Source organism: Synechocystis sp. PCC 6714, from assembly GCF_000478825.2.
GTDB lineage: Bacteria > Cyanobacteriota > Cyanobacteriia > Cyanobacteriales > Microcystaceae > Synechocystis.
On record NZ_CP007542.1, the window covers coordinates 3,450,859 to 3,468,189 of the forward strand.

The 17,331-nt window shown below is 51.4% G+C and carries 16 protein-coding genes and 1 pseudogene; 10 read left to right on the top strand and 7 right to left on the bottom strand.

Annotated elements, in window-relative coordinates:
• Positions 1 to 19: 19 nt before the first annotated feature.
• Both D082_RS15750 and D082_RS15755 read right to left on the bottom strand, forming a co-directional pair.
• Entirely contained in the window at positions 20 to 1,132 is a 1,113-nt protein-coding gene (locus D082_RS15750) for a hypothetical protein (protein ID WP_028947488.1), read from the bottom strand.
• 21 nt (positions 1,133 to 1,153) lie between these two features.
• Positions 1,154 to 2,043, bottom strand: a pseudogene (locus tag D082_RS15755) (16S rRNA (uracil(1498)-N(3))-methyltransferase).
• Between D082_RS15755 and rsmA the strand changes: the two are divergent.
• From rsmA to D082_RS15770, 3 genes are all read left to right on the top strand, one after another.
• Positions 2,008 to 2,850 (top strand): 16S rRNA (adenine(1518)-N(6)/adenine(1519)-N(6))-dimethyltransferase RsmA, encoded by an 843-nt coding sequence (gene rsmA / locus D082_RS15760; protein ID WP_028947490.1) that lies wholly within the window; start codon positions 2,008 to 2,010, stop codon positions 2,848 to 2,850. The pseudogene D082_RS15755 and the gene rsmA sit on opposite strands and share 36 nt — an antisense overlap.
• Positions 2,850 to 3,797, top strand: a complete 948-nt coding sequence (ispE, locus tag D082_RS15765; protein ID WP_028947491.1) for a 4-(cytidine 5'-diphospho)-2-C-methyl-D-erythritol kinase — start codon at positions 2,850 to 2,852, stop codon at positions 3,795 to 3,797. Before rsmA ends, ispE begins: the two co-directional genes overlap by 1 nt.
• Before the next feature lie 112 nt (positions 3,798 to 3,909).
• Complete coding sequence (locus D082_RS15770; protein ID WP_028947492.1) at positions 3,910 to 4,887, top strand: cysteine synthase A; 978 nt, start codon at positions 3,910 to 3,912, stop codon at positions 4,885 to 4,887.
• On the opposite strand, the gene D082_RS15775 is transcribed toward D082_RS15770, so the two are convergent.
• Positions 4,888 to 6,279 (bottom strand): NAD-dependent malic enzyme, encoded by a 1,392-nt coding sequence (locus D082_RS15775; RefSeq protein ID WP_028947493.1) that lies wholly within the window; start codon positions 6,277 to 6,279, stop codon positions 4,888 to 4,890.
• 293 nt (positions 6,280 to 6,572) lie between these two features.
• Here D082_RS15775 and lepB point away from each other — a divergent pair, with 293 nt between their 5' ends.
• The 3 genes from lepB (at position 6,573) to mutT (ending at position 9,980) form a co-directional block, all read left to right on the top strand.
• Positions 6,573 to 7,145: a signal peptidase I gene (lepB, locus tag D082_RS15780; protein ID WP_028947494.1), complete on the top strand. Its 573-nt coding sequence runs from the start codon at positions 6,573 to 6,575 to the stop codon at positions 7,143 to 7,145.
• Between the two features lie 171 nt (positions 7,146 to 7,316).
• Complete coding sequence (locus D082_RS15785) at positions 7,317 to 9,473, top strand: polyribonucleotide nucleotidyltransferase (RefSeq protein ID WP_028947495.1); 2,157 nt, start codon at positions 7,317 to 7,319, stop codon at positions 9,471 to 9,473.
• 96 nt (positions 9,474 to 9,569) lie between these two features.
• The gene (gene mutT / locus D082_RS15790; protein WP_028947496.1) at positions 9,570 to 9,980 is read left to right on the top strand and encodes an 8-oxo-dGTP diphosphatase MutT; all 411 of its coding nucleotides are present in this window, start codon (positions 9,570 to 9,572) and stop codon (positions 9,978 to 9,980) included.
• Between the two features lie 39 nt (positions 9,981 to 10,019).
• On the opposite strand, the gene D082_RS15795 is transcribed toward mutT, so the two are convergent.
• The 3 genes from D082_RS15795 to D082_RS15805 form a co-directional block, all read right to left on the bottom strand.
• Positions 10,020 to 10,874, bottom strand: coding sequence for a TIGR00266 family protein (locus D082_RS15795; RefSeq protein WP_028947497.1), 855 nt, complete (start codon positions 10,872 to 10,874; stop codon positions 10,020 to 10,022).
• A gap of 99 nt (positions 10,875 to 10,973) precedes the next feature.
• A complete protein-coding gene (locus D082_RS15800; RefSeq protein WP_028947498.1) occupies positions 10,974 to 11,654 on the bottom strand; it encodes an AIM24 family protein in 681 nt (226 codons plus the stop codon).
• A gap of 19 nt (positions 11,655 to 11,673) precedes the next feature.
• The gene (locus D082_RS15805; RefSeq protein WP_238546763.1) at positions 11,674 to 12,372 is read right to left on the bottom strand and encodes a TIGR00266 family protein; all 699 of its coding nucleotides are present in this window, start codon (positions 12,370 to 12,372) and stop codon (positions 11,674 to 11,676) included.
• A gap of 343 nt (positions 12,373 to 12,715) precedes the next feature.
• Between D082_RS15805 and D082_RS15810 the strand changes: the two genes are divergently transcribed.
• On the top strand, positions 12,716 to 13,372 hold the full coding sequence (locus D082_RS15810) for a M23 family metallopeptidase (protein WP_028947500.1): 657 nt from the start codon (positions 12,716 to 12,718) through the stop codon (positions 13,370 to 13,372).
• 51 nt (positions 13,373 to 13,423) lie between these two features.
• The gene (larB, locus tag D082_RS15815; RefSeq protein WP_028947501.1) at positions 13,424 to 14,227 is read left to right on the top strand and encodes a nickel pincer cofactor biosynthesis protein LarB; all 804 of its coding nucleotides are present in this window, start codon (positions 13,424 to 13,426) and stop codon (positions 14,225 to 14,227) included.
• On the opposite strand, the gene D082_RS15820 is transcribed toward larB, so the two are convergent.
• Entirely contained in the window at positions 14,195 to 14,605 is a 411-nt protein-coding gene (locus D082_RS15820) for a hypothetical protein (RefSeq protein ID WP_028947502.1), read from the bottom strand. The genes larB and D082_RS15820 overlap by 33 nt on opposite strands.
• A 75-nt stretch (positions 14,606 to 14,680) precedes the next feature.
• Between D082_RS15820 and D082_RS15825 the strand changes: the two genes are divergently transcribed.
• Complete coding sequence (locus tag D082_RS15825) at positions 14,681 to 15,727, top strand: WD40 repeat domain-containing protein (protein ID WP_028947503.1); 1,047 nt, start codon at positions 14,681 to 14,683, stop codon at positions 15,725 to 15,727.
• A gap of 121 nt (positions 15,728 to 15,848) precedes the next feature.
• Positions 15,849 to 17,255 (top strand): amidase, encoded by a 1,407-nt coding sequence (locus D082_RS15830; protein WP_028947504.1) that lies wholly within the window; start codon positions 15,849 to 15,851, stop codon positions 17,253 to 17,255.
• Positions 17,256 to 17,331: the final 76 nt, after the last annotated feature.

The following is a 17,331-nucleotide window of genomic DNA, read 5'->3' on the forward strand; positions in this document are numbered from 1 at the left end:
GTTTCGTCGGGGGCTAGCCTTAGTCTGGGGGCAGATTGCGGCAGAAGGCTAGGGCGCTGTAGAGGTGAAAAGCTTTGTCCCAGTTAGTTTCTTCCCGGCGCAGAAAGGGAATGTGGGGATCGATTAGTTTAAGTAATTCCTGAAAATCTAGAGCCGTTTCCGCAAAGGCTTTGAATTCTTTCCAGACTGGTTTGTCAGGTAAATTAGTTTGCCATAGTTGGCTTAGTTGTTGCCATTGTTGGTGGGCAGTGCCCCGTTGCCCTTGGGCGGAGTCACCATTATCTAGGCTGACTCCCTGGGTAAATTCATAAATTTGGTCGCAAAAACGCAGAATCGTTTGGTGTTGGGGTAAATGTAAATCACAAATGCGGGCGTAATCTAAAATTTCAGTTTTGCGCTGGATTTTGCCCCGCACATTCACATCCACACATTCCTCAAAAATGGGCAATAAACCCTCCACCGTTTGACCCACATCTTGCCAAGTAAAGCTAAAACTACCCTCCTCCTGCCGATTAATACGATAGCTAACCGTGACCACCGGAGACAAACTTTCAATGTGAAAAACCGGAAAAACCTTGAGGGCTAAAATGTCAGCCAATGGCACAGAAAAACTGGGAATTTGGGCTGCTTGGCATTGCTGATGGTAATAGTTCAATTCCCCGATCGCCCCGGTGCGATAGAGCCGCCAAGCCCTACTGGGTAACTGTAGACGAGCTGTGTAGGGATCAATTTTCATTATTTCGCCAAACTGTACTGCCTTGGCCTGTTTTTCCGCTGGGGGCAACGGTTCTAACACAAAAATTCCCTGGGATTGGGCCTCAGGAGCCGCCTTAGCTTCCTCAATGGCTGCCTGGTGCTCCGCCAAAGACCTTGCCGCTTCCGCTTGATGGTGGGCTTGGATACGACCCAGACCGGCCCGAATTTTTGACAGTAGTTGGGGACTGTGGCTAATGACCAACAACTGGCGAAATTTTTGCTCCGCTTCGTTTAAATCCCCCCGGGCCTCCGCTAGCCGAGCTTGGTAGTACCCCGTCATGGGATTTTCTGCACCGTCCTCCCCGATCGCCGCCAACAGTTGCTCCGCTGTGGCCAGGTCTTGGCTATGAATGGCATCGGCAATGGCTTTATACATAGGGAAACAGGCCGAAAAATATTAGGCTTCCAACAGGGCATTAATTTGAGCTAGGGCCACGGTGGGGGCCGTCACCGCCCGCAAAATACGCTTACCGAGGGACACCGGCTGAAACCCCTTGGCGATCGCCAGGGAAATTTCGTCATCCGTCCATCCCCCTTCCGGGCCAGTGGCCAAGACAATTTGGGCTGGCAAATTACTCTGTTTCAAGTATGCCCCAAGCATAGGGCTATTTAAACGGGTCACACAGAGCAAAGCCAGGGTTTCTGGCCCCACAACTTCCTCCACAAATTCAGCAAAGGTTAAAGGGGATGCCACTGGCGGTAACCATTGCCGCTCCGACTGTTCCGCCGCTTCCGTGACAATACGTTGCCAACGCTGGAGCTTGTTTTTGCTTGGTTGCAGGAGAGTGCGTTCCGTCAGTAAAGGTTGAAAAGCTGTGGCTCCCAACTCCGTGCAAGGACGAATAATTTCCTCAAACCCACTGCCCTTTGGTAAGGCGATCGCCAACGTGACTGGGATAGGTAATTCATTCCGTTCACTAACCGTTTCTAACAATTGGGCTGTGCCATCATCAACATCATTTAACCGGGCCCGCCATACCCCGCCGCTCCCGTCCAGCACCATGAAACCGTCCCCCATTTGCAGCCGCAATACCCGCTGGAGATAATGACGCTGGGGAGCAGTCAAAATAACCGTGACATCAGTAATTTGCTCTGGGGCAACGACCAAGCGGTAGGCCATAACAAAATAATTGAGGAATTTTTCCTCGGTAAAATCACACCTCAAATGGCGGCGGAGGATAGGACAAATTGTACAATGGGCTTCTGGCATTGCCTCGGCAGGGCAGTGAACCAAGCATTAAGCAAAATTTTATGGCTTTTCGACCCCGCAAACGCTTTGGCCAACATTGGCTGAATCATCAACCAACTTTACAGGCCATTGTGGCGGCGGCAGATATCCAGACCGGCGATCGCCTCTTGGAAATTGGCCCCGGCATGGGGGTGCTAACCAAACAATTATTGGCCACAGGTAATCCAGTGGTGGCGGTGGAGCTAGACCGGGATTTATGTCTTAAATTACGCAAAAAATTAGGGCAAAGGGAAAATTTTCTGCTCTTGGAAGGGGATATATTGAAATTAGATTTAAACGCCTTATTACAAGATTTTTCCCAATTTTCACCCCTCAATAAAGTAGTAGCTAATATTCCCTATAACATCACTAGTCCGATTTTGGAACTACTGTTGGGTACCATCCAAAAACCGAGGGTACCAGGCTTTGAAACCATCGTTTTATTAGTGCAAAAAGAAATTGCCGAACGGTTAACAGCCCAGCTCAGCACCAAAGCCTACGGTGCCCTATCGGTGCGGATGCAATACCTAGCCCGGGTGGATTGGATTGTGGATGTGCCCCCCAAAGCCTTTACGCCGCCCCCTAAAGTCGATTCCGCCGTCATTCGTTTAACTCCCTACCCCGTGGACCAGTTACCAGGCGATCGCCGTTTATTGGATCAACTCCTCCGCTTAGGATTCGCCAATCGCCGTAAAATGTTACGCAATAACCTCAAGGGATTACTCGCTCCAGAACAATTAGCCTCGTTATTAGAACAGTTAGCTTTGCCAGAAACTGCCCGGGCGGAAGATTTGAGCTTAGAGCAATGGTTAGAGTTAACTGAAAATTTAACTAATTCATCGCCGACTTTTTTAACCCCAACCTAATGCATTCCTACACCCTCCATGCCCCGGCCAAAATTAATCTTTTCCTCGAAATTCTTGGCGATCGCCCCGACGGTTTCCACGAGCTGGTGATGGTGTTGCAGAGCATTGCCCTGGGAGATGAAATTACCGTGCGGGCCAATGGTACCGATGATATCCGCCTCAGTTGTGGGGACAGTCCCCTGGCCAACGATGCCACTAATTTGGCCTACCGGGCGGCCCAGTTGATGATCAACCATTTTCCCCAGGCCCATGACAATTACGGTGGCGTAGATATTACCCTGACCAAAAATATTCCCATGGCGGCGGGCTTAGCGGGCGGTTCGGCCGATGCGGCGGCGGTGTTGGTGGGTTTAGACCTGCTCTGGAATTTGGGCTTAACCAGGCCGGAATTGGAACAGTTGGCGACTCAACTGGGGTCCGATATTCCCTTTTGCATTGGCGGTGGCACGGCGATCGCCACGGGGCGGGGGGAAAAGTTAGACCCCTTACCGGACGGGGATTGTTTCTGGGTGGTGCTGGCCAAACATCGTTCCCTGGAAGTTTCTACCCCCTGGGCTTACCAAACTTATCGGCAACAGTTCGGACATAGTTACTTAAACGATGACCAGTCCCAACAGGCCCGGCGCAAAACCATCCATGCGGGGCCCCTCCTCCAGGGCATTCACCACCGCAACCCAGGGCAAATTGCCAGCCATATCCACAACGATTTGGAAAAAGTTGTTCTCCCGGCCCATCAGCCCGTGGCCAAGTTACGCCAGGCATTGCAGTCAGGGGGGGGATTGGGCACCATGATGTCCGGCTCCGGCCCCAGCGTGTTTACCCTTTGCCGAGGGCAGGCAGAAGCGGAACAGGTGCTGGTGATCGCCAAAGAAAAATTAAACGATCCCGACGTGGATTTTTGGTTAACCCACACCATCGGCCACGGGATCCAAATTGTTAATAATTGACCCGGATCAATCAATTGCGGCAGAAATTCCCCCTACATCTGCCCATCCTCCCTGGGGTAGGATAACCTAACAGGGTTTTAACCCCAAATTGACCGCCTTACCTAAACTCAGCATGGATATTAAGCACGGCTTTGTGGACTCCATTGGCCACACCCCCTTGATTCGCCTCAACAGTTTCAGTGACGAAACCGGCTGTGAAATTTTAGGCAAAGCAGAATTTATGAACCCCGGTGGCTCCGTCAAAGACCGGGCGGCCCTGGGCATCATTGAAACCGCTGAAAAAGAAGGGAAACTCAAACCTGGCGGCACGGTGGTGGAAGGCACAGCGGGTAATACGGGCATTGGTCTAGCCCACATCTGCAATGCCAAGGGTTATAAATGTTTAATTGTCATTCCCGACACCCAATCCCAGGAAAAAATTGATTTACTCCGCACCCTGGGGGCCGAGGTAAGAACGGTGCCCGCAGTGCCCTACCGGGATCCCAACAATTATGTCAAACTCTCCGGACGCATTGCCGCAGAATTAGACAACGCCATTTGGGCTAATCAATTTGACAATTTGGCTAACCGTGAAGCCCATTACAACAGTACGGGCCCCGAAATTTGGCAACAAACGGACGGTAAAGTGGATGTGTGGGTAGCGGCCACCGGCACCGGGGGAACCTATGCAGGGGTGGCCCTCTACCTCAAAGAACAGTCTGAAGCGGTGCAATGTGTAGTGGCGGACCCCATGGGCAGTGGCCTCTACAGCTTCATCAAAACCGGAGCCATTAACCCCAGCGGCAATTCCATCACCGAAGGTATTGGCAACAGTCGCATCACCGCCAATATGGAAAATGTGCCCATTGATGATGCGGTGCAAATTGACGACCCAGAAGCATTGCGGGTGGTGTACCAACTTCTACGGCGGGATGGCCTATTCATGGGCGGCTCTGTAGGTATTAATGTGGGAGCAGCCTATCAGCTGGCGAAGAAATTAGGGCCGGGCCATACCATTGTTACTGTACTTTGTGATGGGGGTGCCCGTTACCAGTCCCGCCTTTACAATGCCGAGTGGTTGACCAGTAAGGGCTTAACCGTTCCCAATTAACTATTCCCCTGCTACCCCTTCGTTACGGGCGGCCAACTGCACAGCACCGGCCACGGTGGGAGCCACCCGATTGTCGAAAACCGAAGGAATGATATGTTCCCTGTCCAACGTATTGCCATGGACCAAAGAGGCGATCGCCTTGGCCGCTTCTATGCACATGGTGTTGGTGATGATACTGGCTCGACAGTCAATGGCTCCCCGGAAAACCCCTGGAAAAGCTAGCACGTTGTTAATTTGGTTGGGATAATCACTGCGCCCTGTGGCAATGACCGCCGCATCCTCTTGGATTAATTCCGGTTGAATTTCTGGAATGGGATTGGCCATGGCAAACACGATGGGGTCCTTGGCCATGGACTGCACCATTTCCCTGGTCACCACCCCCGGCGCACTCACCCCTAAAAATACGTCCGCTCCGGCCATGGCATCGGCTAAGGTTCCTGCCGCTGGTACGGCAAAGCTTTGCTTTTTACTGTTTAGATCTGTACGATTTTGGGAAACAATGCCCTTGGAATCGCAAATCCAAATATTGGTGGCCCCCGATTCCTGGAGCAATTCGGCGATCGCCAACCCAGCGGCCCCAGCGCCATTGATGACAATGCGAACGGTAGCCATGGCTTTGCCAACAAATTTGAGGGCATTTAACAAAGCGGCTAGGGTGACAATGGCGGTACCATGCTGGTCATCATGAAAAACAGGAATATTGAGTTCTTTTTTTAGCCGAGCTTCAATTTCAAAGCAACGGGGAGCGGCAATATCTTCCAAATTTACCCCCCCAAACACCGGGGCGATCGCCTTAACCGTGCGGATAATTTCTTCCGTGTCCTGGGTATCCAAACAGATAGGAAAAGCGTCCAGTTGGGCGAACTCCTTGAATAACATGGCCTTGCCTTCCATCACCGGCAGGGCTGCCTCCGGGCCAAGGTTGCCTAACCCCAACACCGCACTGCCATCGGTCACCACCGCCACCGTATTGCTTTTAATGGTGAGGGAATAGACTTTTTCGGGATCTTCGGCGATCGCCCGACAGATGCGCCCCACCCCCGGGGTGTAGGCCATGGCCAAATCCGATTGGGACGTGAGGGGAATACGACTAACAACGCTAATTTTTCCCTGGCGATGCAGATCAAAAGTACGATCAGAAACTTTCAGCAATTTGACATTGTCCAGAGCCTTAACCGCCCCAATAATCTTTTCGGCGTGCTCACTGCTAGAGGCATCCACCGCAATTTCCCGCCGGGTTAACTTGAGATTACTTTCGATCAAAGAAATCTGTCCAAAGCTTCCCCCCGCATCGGCGATCGCCTGGGTAACGCTGGCCAAAGTCCCGGCGTGGTTGGGTAACTCCAAAAGGAGACTGACGCTGTAACTAGGATTGGGGGTAAGGCTAACCATAGGGCGATCGAAAGGGGTTTGAAAAGTAACAATCTAAACAGGCCGTTGAGGCCATGGTCTCTCCTCGATTATGCTTGATCTGTGACCCTTGCTTACCAAGGGTTTGCCCTAGCTGTCAGGGTTTGCCCATCTATAATTTTTTGCCAGCCAGGTTCACCGAGCTAAATTCGGGCTTGGATTAGGGGGTAAAAGGTCCCCCAGGTTTGGGATATTTACAGGGCGAATCCAGACTTTGCAGACGTCCTTCTTCTTAATTTTTATTTTTGTCCGTTGCCTGTTCAATATCCCCATTTATGCAAGATTCCCCCGCCCCTTCCCCTTGGCAATTGATCAAAGAAAATGCCCCACTATTAGTTATTGCTCTGCTGTTAGCTTTGTTACTGCGCTTTTTTGTGGCGGAACCCCGTTATATTCCCTCCGATTCCATGTTGCCCACCCTTGAACAAGGCGATCGCCTGGTGGTGGAAAAAGTCTCATACCATTTCCATCCGCCCCAGGTGGGAGACATCATAGTTTTCCATCCGCCGGAGTTGTTGCAGGTACAGGGCTACAAAGGAGACCAAGCTTTTATTAAACGGGTAATTGCAGTGCCGGGGCAAACGGTGGAAGTTAACAACGGCATTGTTTATCGGGATGGCCAACCTTTGCAGGAAGAGTATATTTTAGAACCGCCCCAATATAATCTGCCCGCAGTGCGGGTGCCCGAAGGTCAGGTTTTCGTTATGGGGGATAACCGCAACAACAGTAACGATTCCCATGTGTGGGGCTTTTTACCCCAGGAAAATATCATTGGCCATGCCCTATTCCGCTTTTTTCCCGCCAGCCGTTGGGGACAGTTAGCCAGCCCTAGTCCATCCCTGGGTTGACCATCCGATTTGCTTGACCTTGTCAATGGCGGCGAGAAAAATCAGCTAAAAGCCCATTAATGCCAAGGATCATGCCTTGGCGATCGCCGTCCGGTCGGCCCACGGTTCGTCAATGGTGTTAGGATCTCCTGAGAAGAAGAAACGTCATACCACATAAGGAAAACACGTTAAATGCAAGAGTTTGACAAGTCCATATCCTTCGACGGACGGGATATAAGACTCAAAATGGGAACCCTAGCCCCGCAAGCAGGGGGTTCAGTCCTCATTCAATCCGGTGATACGGCGGTGTTGGTCACGGCGACCAGAGCTAAAGGAAGAGATGGCATTGATTTTCTCCCCTTAACGGTGGACTACGAAGGAAGACTGTATGCCGCAGGTCGTATTCCGGGAGGTTTTTTAAGGCGGGAAGGGCGACCCCCAGAGAAAGCTACACTGATCAGCCGCCTCATTGACCGTCCTTTGCGGCCCCTTTTTCCCCATTGGTTACGGGATGAGTTACAGGTAATTGCCACTACCCTGTCTATGGATGAGGAAGTTCCCCCCGATGTACTAGCGGTGACCGGGGCTTCCGTGGCGGTAATTCTAGCCCAGATACCCTTCAAAGGCCCCATGGCCGCTGTGCGGGTGGGCTTAGTGGGGGATGATTTTATTATTAATCCCACCTATCGGGAAGTGTACAACGGCGATTTAGACCTAGTGGTAGCCGGCACCCCCGCCGGCATTGTTATGGTGGAAGCCGGGGCCAATCAACTGCCAGAGCAGGACATCATCGAAGCCATCGATTTTGGCTATGAAGCGGTGCAGGACTTGATCAACGCCCAACAGGAATTGATGACGGACCTGGGCATTACCCTTGCTACTTCCGAACCTCCTCCGGTCAATACCGCCGTAGAAAAGTTTATCGAAAGCAGGGCCGCTAAAAAAATCATCACCGTGCTCGGTCAATTTGACCTGGGTAAAGATGGTCGGGATACCGCCCTTGATGAAATTAAAGCCACCGAAGTGGAAGCGGCGATCGCCGAGTTACCGGAAACCGATCCCGTCAAACAAAGCGTGGAAGAAGATCCCAAACTACTAGGTAATCTTTACAAAGCATTGACCAAAAAGTTAATGCGGAAACAGATTGTTGAAGAAGGGGTGCGGGTGGATGGCCGCAAACTCGAACAGGTACGCCCCATTAGTTGTGAAGTGGGCTTTCTGCCCCGGCGAGTCCATGGCAGTGGTTTATTTAACCGGGGTTTAACCCAAGTTCTATCCCTGGCTACCCTTGGTTCCCCCGGCGATGCCCAAGACTTAGCGGACGATCTCCATCCCGAAGACGAAAAACGCTATCTGCACCATTACAACTTTCCCCCCTACTCCGTTGGCGAAGCTCGCCCCATGCGTTCCCCCGGCCGTCGGGAAATTGGCCACGGTGCCCTAGCGGAACGGGCAATTATTCCCGTACTGCCTGCCCAGGAAGACTTTCCCTATGTGGTGCGGGTTGTGTCGGAAGTTCTTTCCTCCAACGGTTCTACCTCCATGGGATCCGTTTGTGGTTCCACCCTTGCTCTGATGGATGCCGGGGTACCGATTAAAAAACCCGTCAGTGGCGCCGCCATGGGTTTAATCAAGGAAGGGGATGAAATTCGCATTCTCACTGATATTCAGGGCATTGAAGATTTCCTTGGGGATATGGACTTCAAGGTGGCCGGAACCGATTCCGGTATTACCGCCCTGCAAATGGATATGAAAATTGATGGTCTGAGCATGGAAGTGGTGTCCAAGGCCATCATGCAAGCTCTTCCCGCCCGGTTCCATATCCTAGACAAAATGTTGGCGACGATCCGGGAACCCCGCCCTGAGTTGTCTCCCTTTGCCCCCCGGTTATTAACCCTGAAAATTGAACCGGAACACATCGGCATGGTCATTGGGCCCGGCGGTAAAACCATTAAGGGCATCACGGAACAAACCAGTTGTAAGATTGACATTGCCGACGACGGCACCGTTACCATTGCTTCCAGTGAAGGGGAACGGGCAGAACGGGCTCGGCAGATGATTTACAACATGACCCGTAAGCTCAACGAAGGGGAAGTTTACCTCGGTCGTGTAACCCGGATCATTCCCATTGGTGCCTTTGTGGAAGTGCTGCCCGGTAAAGAGGGCATGATCCACATTTCCCAGTTAACGGAAGGCCGGGTTGGCAAAGTGGAAGATGAAGTGGGCGTGGGGGATGAGGTCATTGTCAAAGTACGGGAAATTGACAGTAAGGGCCGCTTGAACCTAACCCGCTTGGGCATTCATCCCGATGAAGCGGCGGAAGCCCGTCGTAACGCTAGCCGGAGTTAATTGTTAGTCAACGACCATTAAAACTCTGTATTATTCCCCTAAGGTTCGATATCTTGGGGGATTTTTTGCTCATTTTGCAAATTTCTGGCAAATTCTATGACTTTTCCCAGCAAACATAAACAAATTGGCGTAGCGGTGATTATTAATGACCAAGGTGAAGTATTAATCGATCGCCGTCCGGTGGGAGGTTCCTTTGGGGGATTGTGGGAATTTCCTGGGGGGAAACTGGAGCCGGGGGAAACAGCAGCGGAATGTATTGTCCGGGAGGTACGGGAAGAAATTGCCATTGAGGTAGCGGTGGGGGAATCCCTCATCACCATTGACCATAGCTATCCCCAGGTGCGCCTAACTCTCTACGTCCATCTGTGCCAATATCTTTCGGGGCAACCCCAAACCCTCGCCTGTGAAGAAATTCGCTGGGTGGCGATCGCCGATTTGGCAAAATACAATTTTCCTAAGGCCAATGGAGAGATTATTCAAGCCTTGCGCCAAAAATTTCCCGGTTAATGTTCACCCTGTGGCACGAACTTGACCCTGGGGATTCCTTTATCCAAGTCGGGGAAAGCGTAAATTGAGCAAAATTGATTGGGCATAGTTCAAGAAACTATTTGGCTGGCGGGCCTGGAGCCAAATCCTTCCCTGGCCGGTGAAGCGGCATAGTCTACCCTTACCGCCCCACACATCTCCCCGCAATCGGTCAGTGGCAAGGCCTTCCTGCTTAGTCATTTCGTAATCCAGGGTATCTTCAAAGGCAACGATGTAATCAGGGTTATAGGCTAGGGTGCCATCAATGGGAACCTCCACTAAACCGCCGTAAAGACTAAACCATAAATCCCCCTGGCCCACCAAACGCAATAAAAAACTCTGGCTATCGTTGTAGAAATGCTTCATGCTGACGAAATTGGTATCAATTTTCACCGTCGGCTGACAGGCAAGGAAATTATCTGCCCGTAGATAAAGCCCCTTCTCTATGGTTAAAAAATGGTGACAAATATCCCCCGGCAAAGGAGGAGCTAAATGGAGATGACCAACGTTTTGTTCCGCCGTAAACTGGTTGAGAAATAAGGCATCAATCCCTAGAGCCTTGCGTAAAATATCCAGTAATCCTCCCCGCAACTTATTCACAAAGAGAATGTGACGGTCCATGGCGGTGACCGCGTTAGCATCAACAAAGACAATTTGGCCAGGCTTAAGGGTCAATGCCACGGTGGCGTATAGGCCATGGCCATTGATGCTGTAGGGCAAATTAAACTCATCATCCACTGGACGACCTTGATTCTCCCCCACAACTTCCCGGGGATGGGCAAAGAGATGCTGGGTGTAGTCCTCTTCCAGTTCCTCGTCGGAGTCGACTTGCTCCAGACTTTGTTCGAGTTTTTCTAGGGATTCTTCTTCCATCATGGCGGTGGTGGGCAAGGGAGGGATGGGGCAAGCTTGGTTTAGGATTCCGTTGACTGCGTCGTTTTTGTACTAATTTTTAGTCTGATTGTTAGAATTTTTTTAGCGCAGTTTGAAGTTTTCGGGTTTAAGTTGTCGGCCCACCTCCTGGGCCAAACCTTGGGGTCCATGGCTTTGGCAAATAATGGCACCTGTGCCACTGAATTCGTACAAAATTTCTTGGATCGGCACTAGGCGTCTGGGCCATGGGCGCAACTCCTCATACTGCTTGACTTTAAGACTATTATCAAAGGCCACCACATGGTCAGAATTGACAATTTGTTTACCGTCAACCTCCAGGGTATACATGGCTCCAAAGGCACTGATTAAAATGTCCCCCGTGCCGACCAAACTCAACCATGAATAGGGCTCCTTTTTAACTGTCGATTTATAGCCCATGAAAATGTCCACCTGACTAGCGGACGCCAAATAGGAACTCTGCCGGACAATTAATTTTCTCCCCTCCAACTGATAGTGCCCCAGTTTTCCCACCAGAGCAGGGGCAAGGTAAATTGCACCACCATTTTCCCCCGCTCGGTAATTATTCAAAAAGATGGTTTTAGCTTGGGCTCCTCGACTACTTTGTTTGCCCCCTCCATCACCACTACGACGCACGGAACTCTGCACTGTCATGTCCGGACTCATGGCAATTAAAGAGCCATTTTGAGCCACTAATTCCTCGTTGGCTTCCAAAATGACCTTGGCGATCGCCGTTTGGGGAGAATTGAGAAGTTCAATGTTCATAGGGCAGGTAAAGGGAAAATTAGCGCAGTCGGAGCCGAATAAAACGCCCTAAACTACTCAGACTGCGGGATTGCCAGTAAATGTTACCACTGCCCTGTAGACGGGAACTCAGCCCCCGACCGGATTGCATGTCGCCGATAATGCCCCTGGGAAAATTTACTTTGAGCTTGAGCTTGGGCTGGAAGGCCACCAGATGGGAATGTTCCACCACAAAACTCTGGGGACAGGACAACTGATTGAGGGTGCCGTAGCTACCAAGGAAGACGCGGCCCTTACCCTGGAGTTTCAAACCCAAAAGACCATGGCCTGCCCACCAACTGGATAAACCAAGCCAGTGCACCCCCATATTGACGCCACTGGTATGGGCAATGTGTACCCGGGGGCTGACGACAATGCCATTTTTGGGTAAGTTCAGACGGGTCAAATTTCCCGGCAGAGCCTTACCTAGGGTAAAACTTAACGATTGATCGGTGGGATTATGGATGGCATTGAGCATTAGATTGTCTTTGCCCAATAAAAACCTCGCTAGGGCCCGAAGCCAACCCCCTCCAGCAATCCGGGTAATTACCAACCCCCTGTCCATGCTGATCAAAGAACCAAGGCTAACATAGAGGCGTTCCCTTGGTTTGAGGGTAACAGCCAATACAGAGTTGGGGTAGTGGCGAATTTTGTACAGCACGGATGAGTGGGGAACAACAACGGAGGAACCTAGTTCCATTCTGACTCAATCAGACTAAATCTACTCCAAACCAAGGCAAACCCCACGGACTCTGAATTGACACCCATCCCCCCAAAGGACGAGGATTCTTTGTTCACAGACCCAACTTACCCTGACAGGATTGCTCCAGGCAAAATGGAGGTCGAATCTCCCAAAGCGTTCGGGTCTAAGACCCAAGTTTCTACGTGCTCCAAGGGCCAGGCTTATATCCCATTTTTCTCGGTCAAAAACCCAACACTTCTAACCAAGATATAAAGAGATAAATTGACCAAGTCCACTGTCGCCAGGGGACAATTCTGGGCATACACTAGGGAGCAGTGTGAAACGTGTGAGGATTGGTGCCATGAATTCCTTCTGGGGGAATTTCTGTCAGTATTTGTCAAATTTATCCGAACCTGTGGGGAAATACCGTTACCGACGGCCCCTAATCTTTTGCCTTGCCCTGGGGATGACCAGCACTAGCTTAACGTTGGGTTTGGGTCTTGGGGGAGACGCCACCGCCCAGTATGTTCCGATCGCCACTAGTTCCACCAACCCTTGGCAGTATGCCTCCTTCCCGGTGGAAAATTTCCAGCAATACACTTCTGGGTTTGGCCCCCGCCGGGCCCCCACTCCTGGAGCGAGCACTTTCCATAATGGTCTGGATTTGGCTGCCCCCCTGGGCAGTTATATTCGTAATTGGTGGCATGGCACAGTGGTGGAAATGTCCGATCACACTGGCTGTGGCACCATGGTGCGGATTCAGTCCGGTGCTTGGCAACATACCTACTGCCATTTAATGGGCCAGGTGGAAGTACATCAGGGACAAAGGTATTTAGTCGATCGCCAGGGGGGTATTGTGCTCCAACAGGGGCAACAGGTAATGGCTGGAATGCGGATTGGCCGGGTAGGTATGACGGGGAGAACCACGGGGCCCCATCTCCATTGGGAATTACGCCATAACGGAGTTTTAGTAGATCCAGCCCTGGTGTTACAGGCCATGTACGGGGGAGCAACCTAGCCTAAATGGGCCAGAATGGTCAATGGCCCTGTTTTTCAGTTTTCCCTGCCCATGACCCCAGATTTCCTCCAACAATTGCTCATGGCGATCGCCCGTGGCCACACCAGTGCCCAAGAGGGTTTTGAGCAGCTAAAACATCTCAGCTTCCAGGCGATCGATGATTTTGCCAAAGTGGATCATCAGCGACAACTGCGGACGGGCTTTCCAGAAGTGGTGTGGGGCCCCGGCAAAACGCCAGAACAAATTGAGTACATTATCCAAGCCTTAGCGGTGCATAACCCGGTGGTGCTGGTAACCAGGGTGGAGCCGGAGGTAGCGGATATGCTTGGCGATCGCATTCCTCTGTTGCAGTACTATCCCCAAGCCCGCATTTGTGCTCTGGTGCAAACCCCTTTACAAGTTAAATATGCTGGTACCATTGGCGTTCTCAGTGCGGGTACAGCGGATTTGCCCGTGGCGGAGGAAGCGGCCATCACAGCCAGCCTCTGCGGTTTCCGAGTGGAAAAACTCTGGGACGTGGGGGTGGCCGGCATTCACCGACTGTTGAGCCATCGAGAGTTAATCCAAGCCATGGATGTGTTGATTGTGGTGGCGGGCATGGAAGGGGCCTTGCCTAGTGTGGTGGCGGGGTTAGTGGACTGTCCCGTCATTGGGGTACCCACCAGCGTCGGCTATGGCACCAGTTTCGGCGGCGTTGCCCCCCTGTTAACCATGCTCAATTCCTGTGCGGTGGGGGTAGGGGTGGTCAACATTGATAACGGTTTTGGGGCGGCCATGTTGGCGGGGCAAATTCTCCGCACTGGCGATCGCCTGCAATCAAAATCAACTATGGCCAACGGTGGGCAGGGCAGCTAAAAGTTCTTCTACGCAATGGCGAGCTTTATGGTCTAATTTCGTCCAATCCACTTCCCCTTGGTCGTTAAATAATTCCTGGTCTATTTCCACAGTCAAAACCTGAGCATTCTCTGGCAAGTTATCCCCAAAGGGCTGGGCTTGATAATTGGCAAAGCAGACCTGAAAGCATAAATCCCAAATGTTAACTCCGTAGGTTTGCCCATCATTTTCCAGAATTAACCGATGGCCTGGTATGGGTTCCTGCACCTCCTCGTAACGACTGCGCCAGGGGCAATGTTCCAAACCCTGTCGGAGATGGTCAATGGTGCGAATTAAGGCCGGTTGCATTAAACAATCCGCCTGTTCCCAGGCCTGGACAGTGGCAAATTCAGGTTTCATTGGTTCAATGGATTAAAATGCTTGCCCATAAGGCAACCAGTATTTTAGCTAACCTACTGTTTTTATTTTTTTAACATGGCTAATTCTTTTTCCCCATTCAAAATACCTTTTGCTCCATTTTTACTTTTTTCGGCCATTGCCTGTTCGGTCTATCCCCTGCAAAATGTCGGCGCAGAGCAGATTATTCCCCATCCATATTCAGTGGCTCAAAATTCTTCCAAACCATCGGTAACGGTGGAGAATCTCAGCGGTTTTCAAGGCATTATTACCGCTTTAAATGTCACCCCCGATGGTAAATATTTGGCAGTGGCCACGGCGGACGAACAAATTACCCTGATCAACTTGGCGAACCAAGAGGTTGTTTATGCCCAGAGGAGTCCCGTCAACAATTTTGCTGATTTAGCCATCAGTGCCGATGGTCAATGGTTGGCGATCGCCGCTGGTAATAACATTGATCTGCGCCGGGTTCGGGATGGCATGAGGGTGAAAACCCTATCTGGCCACAGCGACAAGGTCAGTGGCGTGGCCTTTAGTCCCGACGGAGAAAGGGTAGTTAGCGTTAGTGGTGGCGATCGCACCATTCGCATTTGGGAGCGGCAATCGGGCAACTTGTTACAAACCCTCGCTGACAACATTGGCCCCACCACCTCCGTTGTCTTTACCCCCGATGGCAGTCAATTTATCACCGGGGCCATCGGCGATGACCGCACCATTAAATTTTGGGATGCTAATGACTTTCAATTGCTAGGCACTTCCCCTAAACAACCGGGTTTTATCAACGGTTTAGCCGTTACCCCCGATGGCCGAAAACTGGTGGGGGCAGTGCGAAATTTCGTCAAAGCCTGGAATCTAGCCGATGCCAAGGAGTTATTTACCGTCAAAGGCCCCAGCCTAGAAATCAATACCGTTGCCGTTTCCCCCGATAGCCGTTGGGTAGCCACCGCCAATAAAGAGGGAAACATCATGATCTTCGATTTAGTCAACGGCAAACAGGTTACCACCCTGACTGGCCACAAAGGCTGGGTTCTGTCCTTGGCTTTTAGTCCCGAGGGCAACATTCTCTATAGCGGTGCGGAGGATAAAACCGTAAAAATTTGGGACCTTAGTCCACTAACTCGATAGTTTTGAATTTTGAATTTGACTGTAAAAAAACAATGGACATGGTCGACAGGACGTTAACATCCGTGAACAATTTGGTTACAACCTTGTCACGGAATTTGGTGTGAATCACCTTACTCAAAATATGACCGATTTTTGTTTGCTCACCGCCCTGGACATTGCCCAACTAATCCGTACCCGCCAAGTTTCCCCTTTGGAAGTTACCCAGTATTATCTCGACCGCCTGGGGCGCCATAATCGGCTATTGGGCAGTTTTGCCTATGTAGGCCAGGAGTCGGCGATCGCCGATGCTAAGGAAAAAACCGAATATTTAGCGGGAATGGGTAATTCTGAACCTTTGCCACCATTTTTTGGCGTACCCATGGCAGTCAAAGATTTAAACTGTGTGGCCGGTATGCCGGTGAGCTATGGAGTGGCCGCCCTCAGGGAAAATTTAGCCACCTACGATGACGGCGTTGTGGCCAAAATGAAAGCGGCGGGATTCACCATTCTAGGTAAAACCGTTACCTCCCAACTGGGATCATTTCCCTACACGGAACCCCCAGGCTTTTTGCCGGCCCGTAATCCTTGGCATTTAGACCACACTGCGGGGGGATCTAGCGGTGGCAGTGCAGCGGCGGTGGCGGCGGCTTTAGTCCCCATTGCCCAAGGTTCCGACGGGGGGGGATCTGTGAGAACTCCGGCGGCCTGTTGCGGCCTGGTGGGCTTTAAACCGAGTCGGGGTAGGGTGTCCCAAGCTCCGGTGGGGGATTACCAAAGCGGCATTGCCTGCCATGGCCCCCTTAGTTCCTCTGTGTTAGATGCGGCGGCTCTGCTGGATGTGATGGAAGGTTATATAACGGGAGATCCCTATTGGTTGCCCTCCCCCGATCGCCCTTTTTTAGAAACCACAGAGGAAGCCCCTGGTGAGTTGCGCCTAGCCTATGCTTTTTCCCTGCCCCCCTTTACTAGCACCCCAGTCATTCAAGGGGCTGTGACCAAGGCGATCGCCGTTTGTGAAAATTTAGGCCACCAATTGGAAGAGGCCTGTTTTGATGTCACTCGTTTGATTGAACCCTTTGCCCAAATTTGGAAAGCGGGGGTGGGGGCTTCCGGCATTCCTTTGCCTTTGCTGGAGCCGGTTAATCAATGGTTAGGGGAAACCAGCGGCACTGCGGGAGACTATCTACGGGGGGTGAGGGATATGCAGGTCATTTCCCGCCAAATTGTTACTTTTATGGGGCAGTATGACGCTTTAATTCTGCCCGTTTTCAACCACCAACCACCTAAAGTGGGGGAATGGGCCCATTTAGCTCCCCCCAATGTAGTACAGAAGATTATTGAGTGGATTGCCCCCTGTCCCCCCGCCAATGCGGCTGGATTACCGGCGATCGCCATTCCGGTGGGATTTGATGGGCAGGGTTTACCGCTCAGTGTGCAAATTATTGGCAAGCCCGCCGCCGATGCCACAGTGCTAGCATTGGCCTACCAACTGGAGCAACAGTTGCAGTTCAATGTTCCCAGGCAATTACCGCCCCATTTCCCTGGCTAAAGAACTCTCAAGATTGGTTTCAATAATTTAAATTTAATTCCTCCAGAATTGAGGGCTAGGGGGCTTTCAGCAGTTT